The organism is Clostridium sp. (assembly GCF_051650885.1).
GTDB lineage: Bacteria > Bacillota > Clostridia > Clostridiales > Clostridiaceae > Clostridium.
Map to the genome: position 1 here is coordinate 15,513 of NZ_JBOFRG010000215.1, position 17,111 is coordinate 32,623.

16 protein-coding genes are annotated in these 17,111 nt (G+C 30.7%); 15 read left to right on the plus strand and 1 reads right to left on the minus strand.

Going from position 1 to position 17,111, the window contains the following annotated elements; genetic code table 11:
* The first annotated feature begins 2 nt into the window (after positions 1–2).
* From trpC to ACRC28_RS10375, 5 genes are all read left to right on the plus strand, one after another.
* On the plus strand, positions 3–743 hold the full coding sequence (gene trpC, locus ACRC28_RS10355) for an indole-3-glycerol phosphate synthase TrpC (RefSeq protein WP_438543371.1): 741 nt from the start codon (positions 3–5) through the stop codon (positions 741–743).
* Position 744: 1 nt separating this feature from the next.
* Positions 745–1,344 (plus strand): phosphoribosylanthranilate isomerase, encoded by a 600-nt coding sequence (locus tag ACRC28_RS10360; RefSeq protein ID WP_438543372.1) that lies wholly within the window; start codon positions 745–747, stop codon positions 1,342–1,344.
* A 3-nt stretch (positions 1,345–1,347) separates the two neighbouring features.
* The gene (gene trpB, locus ACRC28_RS10365) at positions 1,348–2,520 is read left to right on the plus strand and encodes a tryptophan synthase subunit beta (protein ID WP_438543373.1); all 1,173 of its coding nucleotides are present in this window, start codon (positions 1,348–1,350) and stop codon (positions 2,518–2,520) included.
* A complete protein-coding gene (trpA, locus tag ACRC28_RS10370; RefSeq protein ID WP_438543374.1) occupies positions 2,513–3,292 on the plus strand; it encodes a tryptophan synthase subunit alpha in 780 nt (259 codons plus the stop codon). Before trpB ends, trpA begins: the two co-directional genes overlap by 8 nt.
* A 178-nt stretch (positions 3,293–3,470) precedes the next feature.
* Positions 3,471–3,620, plus strand: coding sequence for a zinc-ribbon domain-containing protein (locus tag ACRC28_RS10375; protein WP_438543375.1), 150 nt, complete (start codon positions 3,471–3,473; stop codon positions 3,618–3,620).
* Between the two features lie 37 nt (positions 3,621–3,657).
* On the opposite strand, the gene ACRC28_RS10380 is transcribed toward ACRC28_RS10375, so the two are convergent.
* A complete protein-coding gene (locus ACRC28_RS10380; protein WP_438543376.1) occupies positions 3,658–5,244 on the minus strand; it encodes an outer membrane protein assembly factor BamB family protein in 1,587 nt (528 codons plus the stop codon).
* A 311-nt stretch (positions 5,245–5,555) separates the two neighbouring features.
* Between ACRC28_RS10380 and ACRC28_RS10385 the strand changes: the two genes are divergently transcribed.
* From ACRC28_RS10385 to aroQ, 10 genes are all read left to right on the plus strand, one after another.
* Positions 5,556–7,676 (plus strand): DNRLRE domain-containing protein, encoded by a 2,121-nt coding sequence (locus tag ACRC28_RS10385; protein WP_438543377.1) that lies wholly within the window; start codon positions 5,556–5,558, stop codon positions 7,674–7,676.
* Between the two features lie 165 nt (positions 7,677–7,841).
* A complete protein-coding gene (cls, locus tag ACRC28_RS10390) occupies positions 7,842–9,272 on the plus strand; it encodes a cardiolipin synthase (protein ID WP_438543378.1) in 1,431 nt (476 codons plus the stop codon).
* Between the two features lie 399 nt (positions 9,273–9,671).
* Positions 9,672–10,685, plus strand: coding sequence for a 3-deoxy-7-phosphoheptulonate synthase (gene aroF, locus ACRC28_RS10395; RefSeq protein WP_438543379.1), 1,014 nt, complete (start codon positions 9,672–9,674; stop codon positions 10,683–10,685).
* A gap of 94 nt (positions 10,686–10,779) precedes the next feature.
* Positions 10,780–11,832 (plus strand): 3-dehydroquinate synthase, encoded by a 1,053-nt coding sequence (aroB, locus tag ACRC28_RS10400; RefSeq protein WP_438543380.1) that lies wholly within the window; start codon positions 10,780–10,782, stop codon positions 11,830–11,832.
* Positions 11,833–11,847: 15 nt separating this feature from the next.
* Positions 11,848–13,146, plus strand: coding sequence for a 3-phosphoshikimate 1-carboxyvinyltransferase (gene aroA / locus ACRC28_RS10405; protein ID WP_438543381.1), 1,299 nt, complete (start codon positions 11,848–11,850; stop codon positions 13,144–13,146).
* Positions 13,124–14,203, plus strand: a complete 1,080-nt coding sequence (gene aroC, locus ACRC28_RS10410) for a chorismate synthase (RefSeq protein WP_438543382.1) — start codon at positions 13,124–13,126, stop codon at positions 14,201–14,203. Before aroA ends, aroC begins: the two co-directional genes overlap by 23 nt.
* 2 nt (positions 14,204–14,205) lie before the next feature.
* Entirely contained in the window at positions 14,206–15,336 is a 1,131-nt protein-coding gene (gene pheA, locus ACRC28_RS10415; RefSeq protein WP_438543383.1) for a prephenate dehydratase, read from the plus strand.
* A 13-nt stretch (positions 15,337–15,349) separates the two neighbouring features.
* On the plus strand, positions 15,350–16,159 hold the full coding sequence (gene aroE, locus ACRC28_RS10420) for a shikimate dehydrogenase (RefSeq protein ID WP_438543384.1): 810 nt from the start codon (positions 15,350–15,352) through the stop codon (positions 16,157–16,159).
* A gap of 9 nt (positions 16,160–16,168) precedes the next feature.
* Positions 16,169–16,681 carry a shikimate kinase gene (locus ACRC28_RS10425; RefSeq protein ID WP_438543385.1) on the plus strand — a complete coding sequence of 171 codons (513 nt, stop codon included), beginning with the start codon at positions 16,169–16,171 and terminating at the stop codon, positions 16,679–16,681.
* A 6-nt stretch (positions 16,682–16,687) separates the two neighbouring features.
* Positions 16,688–17,107, plus strand: a complete 420-nt coding sequence (gene aroQ / locus ACRC28_RS10430; RefSeq protein ID WP_438543386.1) for a type II 3-dehydroquinate dehydratase — start codon at positions 16,688–16,690, stop codon at positions 17,105–17,107.
* The last annotated feature ends 4 nt before the right edge of the window (positions 17,108–17,111 follow it).

Below are 17,111 nucleotides of genomic sequence, written 5' to 3' on the forward strand. Positions count from 1 at the left end.
AAATGTATTTAGATAAAATTATAAGTGAAAAAGAAAAATCATTAGAAGAGATAAAAAAGGGTGGGAAGTTTAAAGAGGCTATATTAAAGGATGGAATTTCTATAATTGGAGAGTTTAAAAAAGCGTCACCATCAAAGGGAGTAATATTAGAAAAGTTTAATGTAGATAGTATATTAGATTTTTATAATGAAATTTCAGTTGATTGTTTATCAGTTTTAACAGAAGAGAAATTTTTTGAAGGTTCAAATGAACATTTAAGAAAAATAAAAGAAAAAACAGATACTCCAGTATTAAGAAAGGATTTTATAATTGATAAATATCAAATATATGAAAGTAAGGTTATTGGTGCAGATGCAATACTTTTAATAGGAGCAGTTTTAGGAAAGAAACTTCCGAAGTTTTGTAGCATTGCAAAAGGAATAGGACTTGATGTGGTAGTAGAAATTCATAATGAAGAGGAGCTTAAATGTGCCCTTGATTCTGATGCTGAGATAATAGGAATAAATAATAGAAATTTAGATACCTTTAAGGTTAATTTAAAAACAACAGAGAAGCTTTTAAAAAGAATTCCAAAAGGGAAGGTTGTTATATCAGAAAGTGGTGTTGGTGGAATTTGTGATATAGAACACTTAAGTGATATGGGTGTAGATGGAGTTTTAGTTGGAGAATTATTTATGAGAAATTTAGAAAATGAATATTTCAAAAATGAATTTAAGAAGTTTAGAAAAAAGTATAGAGGATAAAATGAAAGTAAAAATATGTGGGATTACTTTAGAGGATGAAATTAGCTTTTTAAACAAATTAGAGGTTGATTATTTAGGATTTGTATTTTGTGAAAGCAAGAGAAGGATAAGTATAGAGGATGGAAGAAAGCTTTGTAGAAAAGTAAGAAAAGGTGAAAGTGTTGGAGTGTTTAGAAACAATTCTATAGAATTTATAGAAAAGGTGTATAAAGAAACAGGAATAGAGTGGATACAACTTCATGGAAATGAAGACATTGAATTTATAGAAATGCTTAAAGAAAGAATAAAGATAAAGAAAATAATAAAAGCTTTATCTATAGATGATGTCCATAAAATAGAAGAGTTTAATGAATATAAAATAATTATAGATGGAAGAAGTCCTGGAAGTGGAGAAGCTTTTGATTATAGTTTATTAAATAAAATAAATAGAGAATTTATTTTAGCAGGAGGGATATCCAAAGAAAGGTTAAAAGATATTCCAAGGGATAAAAATATTAGAGGTTTAGATTTATCAACAGGAGTAGAAAAGATTGTAGGAAATATGAGAGTAAAGGATGAAAAAAAGGTAAGAGAATTTTTAAAAGAATTAAAAGGAGAGTAAGGTATGAAGGGGAATTTTAACAGGTTTGGAGGGCAGTATGTTCCTGAAACTTTAATGAATGCGTTAATAGAACTTGAGGAAGCTTATGAAAAATATATAGATGATGAAAAATTTAAAGAAGAGTATAAATATTATTTAAAAGAGTATGTAGGAAGACCAACACCACTTTATTATGCGGAAAATTTAAGTGAAGATGTTGGATTTAAGGTTTATTTAAAAAGAGAGGATTTAAACCATACAGGAGCTCATAAAATAAATAACGCAATTGGACAAGTTCTTTTAGCAAAAAGAATGGGGAAAAAGAAGATTATTGCAGAAACAGGTGCAGGACAACATGGAGTTGCAACAGCAACAGTATGTGCAAAGTTTAATATGGAATGTACTATTTTCATGGGAGAGGAAGATATAAGAAGACAAAATTTAAATGTTAAAAAGATGGAGCTTTTAGGAGCAAAAGTAGTTCCTGTAATGTCAGGAAATAGAACTTTAAAAGAAGCAGTAAATGAAGCTATAAGATATTGGGTATCTAATGTTAATGAGTGCTTTTATATAATAGGCTCTGTTGTAGGACCACATCCTTATCCTAAAATGGTACGTGATTTTCAAAAAGTTATAGGTGAAGAAGCAAAGATACAAATTTTAAAAGCAGAAAAAAGGTTACCTAATATAGTTTTAGCACCAGTTGGTGGAGGAAGTAATTCCATGGGGTTATTCTACTCATTTATAGAAGAAAAGGTAGAGTTAATTGGTGTTGAAGCAGGAGGGCTTGGAGTAGAAACAGGAAAGCATGCATCAGCTTTTGCAGAGGGGAAAAAAGGGGTCTTACATGGGATGTTTACTTATGTAATGAGAGAAGATGACGGAAAAATAAAAGATGTGTATTCTATTTCAGCAGGGCTTGATTATCCAGCAGTAGGACCAGAACATGCATATTTAAAAAGTATAGATAGGGCTAAATATGTAACTATAAATGATGATGAAGCAATGGAAAGCTTGATTAAGCTTACAAAGATAGAAGGAATAATTCCTGCTATTGAATCAGCTCATGGATTAGCATATTTGGAGAAATTAAAAGGAAATTTAGATAAAGAAGATATTGTAGTTGTAAATCTCTCAGGAAGAGGAGATAAAGATATGGAAACTATAAATGAATATATGGAGAAAAATTATGAGTAGGATAGAGGGGAAGTTTAAAGAGTTAAAATTAGAAAATAGAAAAGCATTAGTACCATTTATAACAGCATCATATCCAAATAAGGAAGAGAGCATAAAACTTATTAAGATATTAGAAGATGAGGGAGCAGATATATTAGAGCTTGGTGTTCCATATAGTGACCCTTTAGCAGATGGAGAAGTTATTGAAAAGAGCTATCTTCAAGCCATAAAAAATGGAGCAAAGGTAGAAGATATTTTTTATATAATAGAAGAAAGCAGAAAGTCAGTAAAGATTCCTATAGTAGTTATGACATATTTTAATGTTGTATATAGTTATGGAATAGAAAAGTTTTTAGAAAAGCTTAAGGCGGTTTCAGGAGATGGGATTATAATTCCAGATTTACCTTTAGAAGAAAGAAAAGAAATATTAGAAAAATGCAGAGAACTGGAGATAGATTTAATTCCATTAGTAGCTAGAACATCAGAAGAAAGAATAAAAAGGATTGTAAAAAATAGTAGTGGATTTATTTACTGCGTATCAGTAAATGGAATTACAGGAGAAAGAAAAAATATAGATTTAGAAATAGATGATTATTTAAATGGAATAAAAGAAAAAACAGATATTCCAAGGTTACTAGGCTTTGGTATTTCTAATAAAGAAACTGTATTAAAAGTTAAAGATAAAGTTGATGGAATAATTATTGGAAGTGCCATTGTAAAAAGAATAAAAAAAGAAGATGGTGGATATAATAGTATTAAAGCTTTTATGAAAGAGATAAGAGGCGTTTTATAAAAATATAAATTTTTTAATTTTCTGAAAATTTAGAGAAATATATTGAAAAAATAAATTTTATCTGTTAAAGTGAAAGTGAAATATATTTAAATTAAAGATGTGGTAAATTATAAGGTTCTCCTTATTTTCGAGAATTTATAAGTTTTAATCAAGTCTTTAAATAAGGAGGAGTTTTTTTATGGATAAAACAATAGTATGTAAAGATTGCGGTAAGGAGTTTGTTTTCACTGAGGGAGAGCAAGCATTTTACAAAGAAAAAGGGTTTGAAAATGAGCCAGTAAGATGTCCTGACTGTAGAAGAGCTAGAAAGCAACAAAGAAACAGATAATTAAAAGGGAGGCTAATTTTAGCCTCCTTTTTGCATATTATTTTATATTAATACCATAAATAGTTCCATTTCGTGAAGCCACAACAAGGGTATCATTAAAGATAGCTGGTGAAGCTTCAATATTTGCATCAAGAGAAAGAGTATCTAAAGTTTCTCCTGTTTTACCATCTATTAAAAATAAATTTCCAACAGAATCTCCTTGAACTAAAAACTCATCTCCATTTGAATTTTTAAAGTTTGTTGGTGATGACCAAGCGTAATTGTCTAATTTTTTCTCCCAAACTATATCTCCAGTTTTTTTATCTAAAGAAAGAAGAACACCGCTATTAAATCCATCATATCTAGAAAGTGAAAAAACAACAGTATCCTTTAAAACAGCAGGTGTTGAAAGCATTCCACCATTTACAGGAGAAGAACCTAAGAGTGATTCACACTTAAAAGATTTTTCCCAGGAAATATCCCCATTTAAGCCATTAAGTTTCTTTATTTTACAATATCCAACAGCACCTTGCTTATCTACCTCATTTCCTGCATAAATAAATGGTGTATCATTTTCAATGTCAAGAGTAAGTGTTGCGTCAGTATCATCGGATAAATCTTTAAACCAGACAGGTTTCATATTATTAAGGTCAATACATTGTACAAAACCATTATTATCAGCTACATAACCTAAATTAGCATAGGCAGCCATTGAACTTTCTATACCAGGTTTAGAACCAAGATTATATTTATATTTGCTAACTTTAGGATTAACAGAAACAATATTTTTTTCTTTATCATATTTAGAATTAAGTTTTAATTTATATATAAGTCCATTTTCACCAGGTGCAAAAACTGTATCTGTATCTTTATCGATAAGTGGGGAAGAATCAAAAGCACCCCATGCACGTGTAGCATCCTTATCATTTCCTTTAATTTCATAAAGCTTTTTTCCATCAATTAAACTATAAATATTAAAGCTAAGAGGATTGCCTTCATTTATACCCTCTCCAACATAAAGTAATGGTAGTCCACGAGGGTCTATACTTAAGCTACCTTTTATGGGATTTCCAATATTAATTTTAGGACGAGTCTTTTCGCCAGTTTCTAAATCAAGAAAATATATATTTCCATCTAAGGAAGCATAAATAACTTCAACTCCATCTTTTTTATTTTTAAAAGAGTGGGTAAGATTCATTTTTTCTTTTATATCTTCAGGCCACTTTACTAAAGATGTTTGACCAGTCCATCCAGCACCACCGCCCCAAGAGCTAGAAGAAGTTTTGAAAGTCCACAATGTATCTAATTCTTTTTTATCGATAGAACTTACACCGAAAGAGGGGGAAGTTCTATAATTATTACCTCTAAAAGTTAAAACACCTTCAATATCAGAATATTCCTTATCAAAGATAATATTAGAATCATCTTTTAATGGATTGATATTTGAATAGGATAATTTTTTATTATCAAGATATTTAACATTTATTTTTGAGAGAGGTTTAGAATCTTCCTCTTTATTTAGATTAGAATCAGAAGTATCTATATCATTAGAAGTATCAGGAGTGGTAACTGGATTGGAACCACAAGACACTAGTGATAGAGATAATGTACAAATAATTAGGCTAAAAATAAAATTTTTTTTCATTAATCCTCCTATAAAATTGATATGAATAAATTATAAATCATACATAAGGAGAAAAATGTAAAAATGAGTGGGAGAAATAAAAGCAAATTAAACTAAAAAATCTTAAAAAACAATAAAAGAAAATCTATTTCTACATATATACAAAAAATATATATAAATCTATCAAAAGGAAAATAGTAGAGATATAAAGGAAAAGGTGAGGTAGAAAATATAAATATATGGTGATTAAAATAATTTGTAGCCATTTAAGTAGTTTGTAAATATATTAGCATTATAAATATATATTGAATTATAAAAAAGGCGGTGGCGTTTTGATTAGCAAAAATATTTACACAAATTGTGATACTTTTGTTTCATCAAACTATCCAAATGATAATTTCGGTAATGAATTATTTTTACTTGTAGGTAAATATGATGAGTGCAATTGCAATGATAGAATAGCAAACACTTTAATAAAATTTGAATTACCAGATTATGTATGTGGATGTAAAATTGTTGAAGCAGAGTTAAAGTTATTTGTAAAAAAAATTAATGGGAATTGTAAAAGTGTTAGCATAGATATAGCTAGCAATAACACATCTTTTAATCAAAGTACAGTAACTTATACTACAGCACCAAAAACTACTTCATTTAGAAAGAATATAATACTTACAAAAGATTGTGTAGGAAAATATATTTCAGTAAAAATAAATGAATTAGTAGAAAGTTGGATAAAAGGAACAATTGCTAATAATGGAATTACAATAACTATTTCAGATAGTGCAAGTGGTGAAATTTTACTAGCAGCCTCAGGAGAAACTAATGGACCATCAATCAAATTTGTTTGCGAAGATGAAAGTTCATGTGGATGTAATGATAGTTGTAAAGGACCAAGAGGACCAGAGGGACCAAGAGGACCAGAGGGTTCAGTAGGACCACAAGGGCTACAAGGGCCAATGGGAACTCAAGGAATTCAAGGACCAAAAGGATGTCCAGGACCAGAAGGGCCAGAAGGACCAACAGGGCCAACAGGACCAAAAGGAGATAAAGGACCAACAGGACCAAAAGGAGATAAAGGTGCAGTTGGAGAACAAGGACCAAAAGGAAGCCAAGGACCAAAAGGAGATAAAGGTGCAGTAGGACCGGAAGGACCACAAGGACCTATAGGACCAATGGGACCAAAAGGTGATCAAGGGCCAATTGGAGAAGAAGGACCAGAAGGACCAGCAGGACCAGAGGGACCAAGAGGACCAGAAGGACCAAGAGGAGTTCCAGGACAAGTTGGACCACAAGGTGTACAAGGTGTACAAGGTATCGAAGGTGAAAGAGGACCAGCAGGACCAGCAGGAATACAAGGATTAGCAGGACCAGCAGGAGCAGCAGGACCACAAGGACCAGAGGGTGCAAGAGGACCAGCAGGTGTAGCAGGACCACAAGGACCAGTGGGACCAGAAGGACCAGAAGGAATACAAGGACCGCAAGGACCAGCAGGGCCAGCAGGTATAGAAGGACCAGCAGGACCAGCAGGTGTAGCAGGACCACAAGGACCTGAAGGACCAGCAGGACCAGCAGGACCAGAAGGTGAACAAGGACCAGAGGGACCAGAGGGACCAGCAGGACCAAAAGGACCAAAAGGAGATAAAGGTGCAACAGGTGCAGACGGGCCAAAAGGACCAACAGGACCACAAGGACCTATGGGACAAGTAGGACCACAAGGTGAAGCAGGACCAGAAGGAGCAGCAGGACCAACAGGACCAAAAGGATCGGAAGGACCACAAGGACCAAAAGGACCAACTGGAGCAACAGGAGCTGATGGAGCAGTAGGACCACAAGGACCAAAAGGTGATCAAGGACCAGCTGGAGAAGTTGGGGCACAAGGACCAGAAGGACCAACAGGACCACAAGGACCAAGAGGACCAGAAGGACCAATAGGAGCAGAAGGACCAGAAGGACCAGAAGGGCCAGAAGGACCAAAGGGACCAAAAGGACCAGAAGGGCCAAGAGGACAAGAGGGACCAAGAGGACCAAAAGGAGATTGTGGAAAATGTACAAGTGTAGAACATGCTTATATTTGTTCAGATTCATGTCAAACAATAGCAGGACAATCGGCTATTAGTTTAGGAAGTAATCTTGTTTTAAATGGAACATCTATTTATCATAGAGAAGGTTCATGTACAATAGAATTAGTAGAAAGAGGATCATATCTAATTAATTTCTCAACTTCAGCATTAGGTGAAAGTGGAGCTTTAGCAGAAATTAGATTATTAGCAGAAGGTAATCCAGTAGGAATAGCGGCTGCAGAAATAAATAGAAATGGTTGTTTAGTAAATCTTGCAAGTTCAGCTATAGTAAGTGTAGTAGATTGCGATAAAGTAGAAGTAGAATTAATAAATTCAGCTAGATGTAGTTTGAAATATTGTTTAACTAGAGTAACTGTAGTTAAATTATCATAGAATTTAAAGTTAAAATAAGTTTATGATAAAAAATCATGTAGAGAATGTTCTCTACATGATTTTTTTAGGTTATTTTAAAGAAAGAAAAAGAAATTTTGGTATTATAAAAAGAAATAAATGTGTATAATGTATAATAAGAAAGCAATAGCGAAAAGGAGAAGAGAAATGCACTTTTTTTGGTTAACACTATTAATTATTTTTTTAAATATTATATTTTCAATATCATTAATATTTATAGAAAGAAAAAATCCAACTACAACATGGGCATGGCTTTTAATATTTATTATATTACCGGGTATTGGATTTATAATATATGTGCTACTTGGTCAAAATTTTAGTAGGCAAAAGTTATTTAAGGAAAAATTGATAATAGATAAATATAAGAAGAATGTTTTGAAGGAACAGAACTATGACATACTTGATTTAAAGAAGCATAATTGTAACAATAGAGATTTAATAAGAATGAATTTTAATAATTGTGATTCAAAATATACCAGTAAAAATGAAGTAAAGGTTTTTGATACAGGAGAAGGTAAGTTTACATCTTTATTGGAAGATATAAAAAATGCCAAAAAATATATTAATATTCAATACTATATATTTAGAAAAGATAAAATTGGAGCTGAAATAATAGAAGCATTAGAAAAAAAATTAGAAGAAGGTGTAGAAGTAAGATTTCTAGTGGATGCTATGGGATCACGAAGCATGACTAAAAAGAAGCTAAAGAGATATTTAGAACTTGGAGGAGAGTTTGCAGTATTTTTTCCAGGAATATTACCACATATAAATACCCGTGTAAACTATAGAAATCATAGAAAAATTGTAGTTATAGATGGTGAATACGGATATGTAGGTGGATTTAATGTAGGTGATGAATACTTAGGGCGTGATGAGAAAATTGGAAACTGGAGAGACACCCATATAAGGATAAGAGGGAATGCAGTTAATGATTTAAATGAAAGATTTGTTTTAGATTGGTGTTATGCAAGTGGAAAGGAAATAACTGAATTAGATAAATTTGTATATGAAGGTGATTTAACTAAAGGTGATGTAGGAATTCAAATAGTTACAAGTGGACCTGATCATAATGAGGAATATATAAAGAATGCATATGTAAAAATGATAACAAATGCAAAGAAGAGTATTTCTTTAACGACACCATATTTTGTACCAGATGATACTATGATAGAAAGTTTAAGAATAGCAGCATTATCAGGGGTGGATGTTAAAATAATTATTCCAGGAAAGCCAGACCATAAATTTATGGCATGGGCAGCGAGTTCATATATAGGAGAATTATTAGAGGCTGGGGCGAGAGTATTTTACTATGAAAAAGGTTTTGTACATGCAAAGGTATTAGTAGTTGATAATGTAGTTTCAAGTATTGGAACAGCTAATATGGACATACGAAGCTTTAGCCTGAATTTTGAGGTGAATTCCTTTATATATAATGAAAAGATTTCAATGGAAGTTTATAAAAGCTTTGAAAAAGATTTAGAAGATTCAAGAGAAATAACAAAAGAAGAATATAATGAAAGAGGAACAACATTAAAAGTTTTAGAATCAATTACAAGATTACTATCACCAATATTATAAAATCACTTAAAGAAAAGCTTTAATAAAATTGAAGTGTTATAAAATTGAGTATAATTATACTAATATGATAAAAATACAAGGAAAATAATGACAAAGACTAATCCTTGTGATAAACTTAATAAAAAACAAAAAAGGAATTAAATGGAAATGGAGGAATTAAAATGAGAAAGGAAACTTTAGAACTAAACAATAAATTTTATAGCTTTTTTTACTTTATATTCTGGGGCTTTTATTTTAGCGCTGGTTATTTTGTGTATGAAAAAAAGAATAGTTCTATAGTTATGAGTATGTAAGTTTAATTTTTAGAAATCCATTAAATTCTAATAGGCATAAGTAAATGCAAATTTAAAGCTCATCAAAAATAGATGGGCTTTTTTTTATTAAAAGGGGGCAAAATTAATGATAGTAATTTTAAAACAAAATACAAGTGAAAAGGAAAGGTTAGCACTTACAGAGGCTATTGAAAAAAAAGGGGTGTCTGTAAATCAGGTAGTGGGGGCAGATTTAACTATATTAGGTTTAGTTGGAGATACAAGTAGAATAGACCCAACGCAAATAGAAGCAAATAGAAATGTAGAGAGAGTAATGCATGTTCAAGAGCCTTTTAAGAAAGCAAATAAAATGTTCCACCCTGAGCCATCTATTATAGATGTAAATGGGCAAAAAATTGGTGGAAAGAAAATTGCATTAATTGCAGGGCCATGCTCAGTTGAAACAGAAGAGCAAATTACAGGAATAGCAAGAGATGTAAAGAGCTTAGGGGCAGGATTCTTAAGAGGAGGAGCATTTAAACCAAGAACATCACCATATAGCTTCCAAGGGCTTGCATATGAAGGACTAGAGCTTTTGAAGAAAGCAAGAGAAAATACTGGATTACCAATAGTTACAGAAATAATGTCACCATATGATGTGGAAAAATTTGATGCAGATGTAGATATAATTCAAGTTGGGGCAAGAAATATGCAAAACTTTGACCTTTTAAAAGAACTAGGAAAAACAAGAAAGCCAATTTTATTAAAGAGAGGGTTATCTTCAACAATAGAAGAGCTTTTAATGAGTGCAGAATATATAATGGCAGGTGGAAATGAAAATGTAATTCTTTGTGAAAGAGGAATAAGGACTTTTGAAACTTACACAAGAAATACATTAGATTTAAGTATAGTTCCTGCAATAAAGAAATTAAGTCATCTTCCTATAGTTATAGACCCAAGTCATGCAGCAGGAAAATGGTGGATGGTAGAACCATTATCAAAAGCAGCAATTGCAATAGGTGCAGATGGACTTATTATAGAGGTTCACAATGACCCAGCAAATGCTTTATGTGATGGACAACAATCTATAAAACCAGATGTATATGGTAAATTATTAGAAGAATTAAGACCAATTGCAAAGGCTGTTGGAAGAGAACTGTAAGAAAATTTGTTAAAGAGAGAAAAAGGTTGTAAAATTGATAAATGAGATTAAGTATTATTAAATAATAGAAATCAAATTGGAAAGGTGGAAGAGTATGAAAAAACTATTTGTAGACTTAGGTGAAAATTCATATGAGATAGTGATTGAAAAAGGATTAATTGAGAATATATCAAAGGAAGTTAAAGAAATATTTAATGGAAATAAAATATTTATAATTACTGATGATAATGTAGAAAGATATTATGGTGATAAAGTTCGAAATTCTTTAAAAGAAGATGGATTTGAAGTAGATTATATTTCTCTAGAGCCTGGTGAAAAAACTAAAGGATTTAATACTCTTCCGCTTATTTACAATAGACTTTTAGATTTTAAATTAACAAGAAAAGATTTAATAATTACATTAGGTGGGGGAGTTATTGGTGACTTAGGTGGATTTGTAGCCTCAACCTTTTTAAGAGGAGTCCCATTTATTCAAGTACCAACAACACTTTTATCTCAAGTAGATAGTAGCGTTGGTGGAAAGGTTGCAGTTGACTTAGAAAGAGGGAAAAATCTTATAGGAAGCTTTTATCAACCTAAAAAAGTAATTATAGACCCAAATGTATTAGAAACTTTAGAAGAGAAATTTCTTATAGATGGTCTTGGAGAAGTTATAAAGTATGGATTAATAAAAGATGAAGAGCTTTATAATAAACTAGTAGAATATAAAGATAAGGAAGAGCTAGTAAAAGATATAGAGTATATTATATATACATGTTGCAATATAAAAAGAATTATTGTAGAAAGAGATGAGAAAGATTTAGGGGAAAGAATGATATTAAACTTTGGGCATACAATAGGGCATGCAGTTGAAACCTTTTATAATTATGGAAGATATACTCATGGAGAGTGTGTTGCAATAGGTATGTATAATATTTTAAAAATTACAGAAGAAAAAAAGCTTACAAAAAATATATACTCTGAAGAAATAAAAGAGCTTTTAATAAAATATAAATTACCTTATGAAATGGATGAAAATATTAAAAGTGAAATATTAGAAACAATAGCATTAGATAAGAAAAATATGGGGAAAATACTAAAAGTAATCTTAGTTAGAGAAATGGGAAATGCAGAAATTTATGATACGAATGTAGAATTTTTTAAATAAGGAAAGGTGAAAGCTTTGGGGAATTATAGGATTATAAAAAGTGATTTAGAGGGAGAAGTAAATATACCACCTTCAAAGAGTATGGCACATAGAGCAGTTATATGTGCAAGTTTAAGTAGTGGGAAAAGTGTAATAGAAAATATAGATTTTTCTGATGATATCATAGCAACAATAGAGGGAATGGAAAGCTTTGGTGCTACTATAGTAAGAAAGCATAGATGCTTAGAGATAGAAGGAATATTTTCAAAAGAAAATAAAAATAAGGAATTAGAAAAAAGAAAAATTGATTGTAATGAATCAGGTTCAACATTAAGATTTTTAGTTCCTATAAGCTTATTATTTAATGGGGAAAATAATTTTGTTGGAAGAGGAAATTTAGGAAAGAGACCTTTAGAAATTTACTATGAAATATTTGAAAGACAGAATATAGAGTATTCATATAAAGAAGGGGAATTAGATTTAAAGGTACGAGGAAACCTTAAAAATGATACATTTAAGATAAGAGGTGATGTAAGTTCTCAATTTATAACAGGGCTTATGTTTGTATTACCATTATTAAATGGAGATTCTAAAATAGTTATTGATGGAGAGCTTCAATCAAAGGGATATATAGATTTAACTATAGATGCTATGAAGTCATTTGGAGTAGAAATTATAAATAATGGCTATAAGGAATTTATTATTAAAGGAAATTCAGAATATAAAGGAAGAGATTATAGAGTAGAAGGTGATTATTCTCAAGGAGCATTTTTCTTGTGTGCAGATGCAATTGGAAATAAGGTTATTTCATTAGACTTAAAAGAAAATTCACTTCAAGGTGATATGGAAACTATTGGAATTCTCCAAAGAATGGGAGTTAAATTTAAAAGAGTTGAAAATGCTATTGGTGGAAAAAGCATGGGACTTAAAGGAACTGTCATTGATGCAAAGGGATGTCCTGATGTAATTCCTATTTTATCAGTGGTAGCATGTCTTGCAGAAGGTGAAACAAGAATAATAAATGGTGAAAGACTTAGAATAAAAGAATGTGATAGATTAAAAGCTATAAAGATAGAGCTTTCAAAGCTAGGTGGAGATATTGAAGAGCTCCATGATGGATTGATAATAAAAGGGATAAAAGAATTTAAAGGTGGAGTTTCGGTATGGAGTCATAAAGACCATAGAATAGCAATGATGCTAGCTATTGCAGGAACAAGATGTAAAAACCCAATAGTTCTAAGAGATTATGAATGTGTTTCAAAATCTTATCCACATTTCTTTGAAGATTTTAAAAAGTTAGGAGGAAAGTTTGATGAGTGGAATATGGGGGAATAATTTAAAGGTATCTATATTTGGAGAATCACACGGAGTTGGAATTGGAATTACAATTGATGGACTTCCATCAGGTTTTCCTTTAGATTTAGAAAAAATAAATTTCCATATGGAAAGACGTGCACCAGGGAAAAGTAAATTATCAACAGCGAGAAAAGAAGGAGATAATGTGGAAATCTTAAGTGGATTTTTTGAAGGGAGATTAACAGGAACACCTCTTTGTGGAATCATAAGAAACAAAGATAACAGATCAAAAGATTATGGAAAGCTTAAAGATTTAATGAGACCAGGTCATGCAGATTATACTGGAAATGAAAGATATAATGGATTTAATGATTATAGAGGTGGAGGTCATTTTTCAGGAAGAATAACTGCACCAATAGTTTTTGCAGGCTCTATTTGTAGACAAATACTAGAAGAAAAGAATATTAAAATAGTAAGCCATATAAAAAGTATTGGAAATGTTGAAGATGATAGCTTTAACCCCATAAATATAGATGGAAATATGATGGAGAAGCTACAAGAAAAAGAGCTTCCTACATTAAAAGAAAATATAGATGAAAAAATGAGAGAAAAGATATTAGAAGCAAAGAATAATGGTGATTCTATTGGTGGAATAATTGAATGTGCTATTTTAGGGGTAAAGCCGGGGGTTGGAGATCCATTCTTCAATTCAATAGAAAGTACACTTTCAAGTCTTTTATTTTCAGTGCCAGCAGTAAAAGGTGTTGAATTTGGAGAAGGATTTAACATAAGTAGAATGCTAGGCTCAGAAGCTAATGATAGCATGTATTATGATGGTGAAATAGTAAAAACTAAAACAAATAATAATGGTGGAGTTTTAGGTGGAATAAGCAATGGAATGCCAATTATATTTAGAGTAGCTATAAAGCCAACAGCATCAATAATAAAGAAGCAGGATACTATAAATATAAATACAAAAGAAAATGAAGAATTAGTTGTAGAAGGAAGACATGACCCTTGTATAGTACAAAGGGCAGTTGCAGTAATAGAGAGTATGGCAGCTATAGGAATTCTAGATTTAATGAAAGAGGTTTAAAAATGAATGAATTAGAGGCGTATAGAAAAGAAATTGATGAAATAGATAAAGAAATTACAAGACTTTTTGAAAAAAGAATGGATGTAGTATTAGGTGTTGCAAACTATAAGAAAAAAAATAACTTACCTATATTCCATAAAGGAAGAGAAGAAAAAGTTATAGAAAAAAATATAAATAGGTTAGAAAATAAAGATTACGAAAAAGAATTAGAAAAGTTTTTTAACAGTATGATGGGTGTTAGCCGTGAATTACAAAGAAGAAAACTTGAAGAAAACAAGACTATTGAAGAGGTTAAAAAAAGAGTGATAACAAAGGAAAGCAAGATAGGCTTCCAAGGGGTTAGAGGCTCATTTGCAGAAGAAGCTCTTTTAAAATACTTTGGAGAAGAAAATTACTCTAAAAATTATGAAGAATTTGAAGATGTTTTTAAAGGAATAGAAGAGGGAGAGATAGATTATGGAATAATTCCAGTTGAAAATTCATCAACAGGAGGAATTTCAGAAGTACATGACCTTTTAGTAAAATATGATTTTCACATTGTAGGTGAAGTTAGCATAAAGATAGAACAGTGTCTTATGGGAATTAAAGAAGCTACAATAGAAGATATTGATGAAGTATATTCTCATAGTCAAGGTTTTGCACAAAGCTCAAAATTCTTGAAAAAGTATGATCATTTAAAGTTAATACCATTTCATAATACAGCAACAAGTGCAAAGCTTGTAGCTGATTTAAAAGATGAAAGTAAAGGTGCAATAGGAAGCAAGCGAGCAGCAGAGCTTTATGGATTATCTATTATAGAAAAAGATATAAATGATTCAAATGATAATCATACAAGGTTTATAGTTATTTCAAAAGAGCTTTTAAAAGAAGAGGGTGCAAATAAGATAAGTGTAGTATTTTCATTAGAAGACAAGGCAGGAACTCTTTGTAGTCTTTTAGAAAGCTTTTCAGAGCATAATATAAATATGTTAAGAATAGAATCAAGACCAACTAAACATGGTAATTGGAAGTATTTCCTTTATGTTGATTTTGAAGGTAGCTTAGAAAATGAAATAGTTTTAAGAGCATTAGATGGAATAAAAGGAAGTAGTGAATATTTTAAAGTGTTAGGTTGGTATAAAAAAGGAATTTAATTAGGAGAGAAAAATGAATTATTACGGATTAGTAGGTGAAAGACTAGGGCATTCATTGTCCCCTAAAATACATGAGTATATATTTACTAAATTTAATATAGAAGGCTCATATAAATTATTTCAAATTCCTAAAGAAGATATTAAAGATTTAGGAAAATGGATGAAAATTTTAGATATAAAAGGTGTTAATGTAACTATTCCATATAAAAAAGAAGTATTTAACTTTCTAGATGATGTTTCAGTTGAAGCAAAAGAAATTGGAGCTATAAATACTATTTTAAATAAAGATGGAAAGTTAATTGGATATAATACAGACTATTATGGATTTAAATATATGCTTTTAGATAAAGAGATAAATGTAGAAGATAAGAAAGCAGTAGTTCTTGGAACAGGTGGTGCAAGCAAGGCAGTTCTTCAATATTTATTAGATGAAAAAGCAGAAGAGATATATTTAGTTTCAAGAGATAAAAAGGATAAAAGCTTAGAAAATAAAAAAATTAAACTTATAGATTATAATGAGTTAAATGAAATAGAAGGATATGTTATTATAAATACAACTCCAGTTGGAATGTATCCAAATGATGGTAAAAGTCCAGTTTCAGAAGAAGTGATTAAAAATTTTCAGTGTGTAGTAGATTTAATATATAATCCAATAGAAACGCGATTTATAGAGTATGGGAAAAGGAATGGAAAGAAAGTTTGTGGAGGCTTAATGATGCTTGTAGCACAGGGCTTAAAAGCAGATGAAATATGGGAAGAGATTGAAATAGAAAAAAATGAATTTAATAATGTATATAATCTTTTAAAGAAAGAGCTTAAATAAGGAGAAGTAATGTGTAAAAGATGTGAAAAGATTTTTTTGATAGGTATGCCAGGTTGCGGAAAGACAACTATGGGAAAAGTACTTGCAAAGGAATTAAAATATAATTTTTTTGATATGGATGACTATATAGAAGAAATGTCAGATAGAAGTATAAAAGAAATTTTTGACCAATCTGAAGAAAAGTTTAGAGATTTAGAAACCGAGGCTTGCAAGAGACTTTTAGAAAAAAAGAGGGTTCTTGTATCTACAGGTGGAGGAGTTATAAAAAGAAAAGAAAATATAGCTCTTATGAAAGAAGGTCTAGTAATTTTTATAAATAGACCAATTGAAAAAATAATTCAAGACATAGATGTAGAGTCGAGACCTTTATTAAATGGTGGTGCAGAAAAACTATATAGTTTATATAATGAGAGAATAGATAAGTACCTAGAGGCTTGTGATATAGAAGTAGTTAATGAGGGCTTTATAAGAGATACTATTGATACTATAAAGAGAGAGCTTAAAGGGAAAATTAAGGAGTAAGATAGTATGAAAATAATGGTTATAAATGGTCCTAATTTAAATATGTTAGGGATAAGAGAAAAAAATATTTATGGTGAAGAAAGCTTAGGTGAAATAGAAAAACTTTTAAGAGAAGAAGGAAAAAATCATGAATTAGAGTTTTTTCAAAGTAACAGCGAAGGTGCTATAATTGATAAAATTCATGAAGCTTTTTATGAGAAGTTTGATGGGATAATAATAAATCCAGGGGCATATACACACTATAGTTATGCTATACATGATGCTATAAAAGCTGTAAATATAAGAACTGTAGAAGTGCATATATCAAATATACATAGTAGAGAAGAATTTAGAAGTAAGTCTGTAACAGCAAGTGCTTGTATAGGACAAATATCTGGATTTGGTAAAAGAGGGTATGTATTAGGGTTAAAGGCATTAGAAATATAGAAAA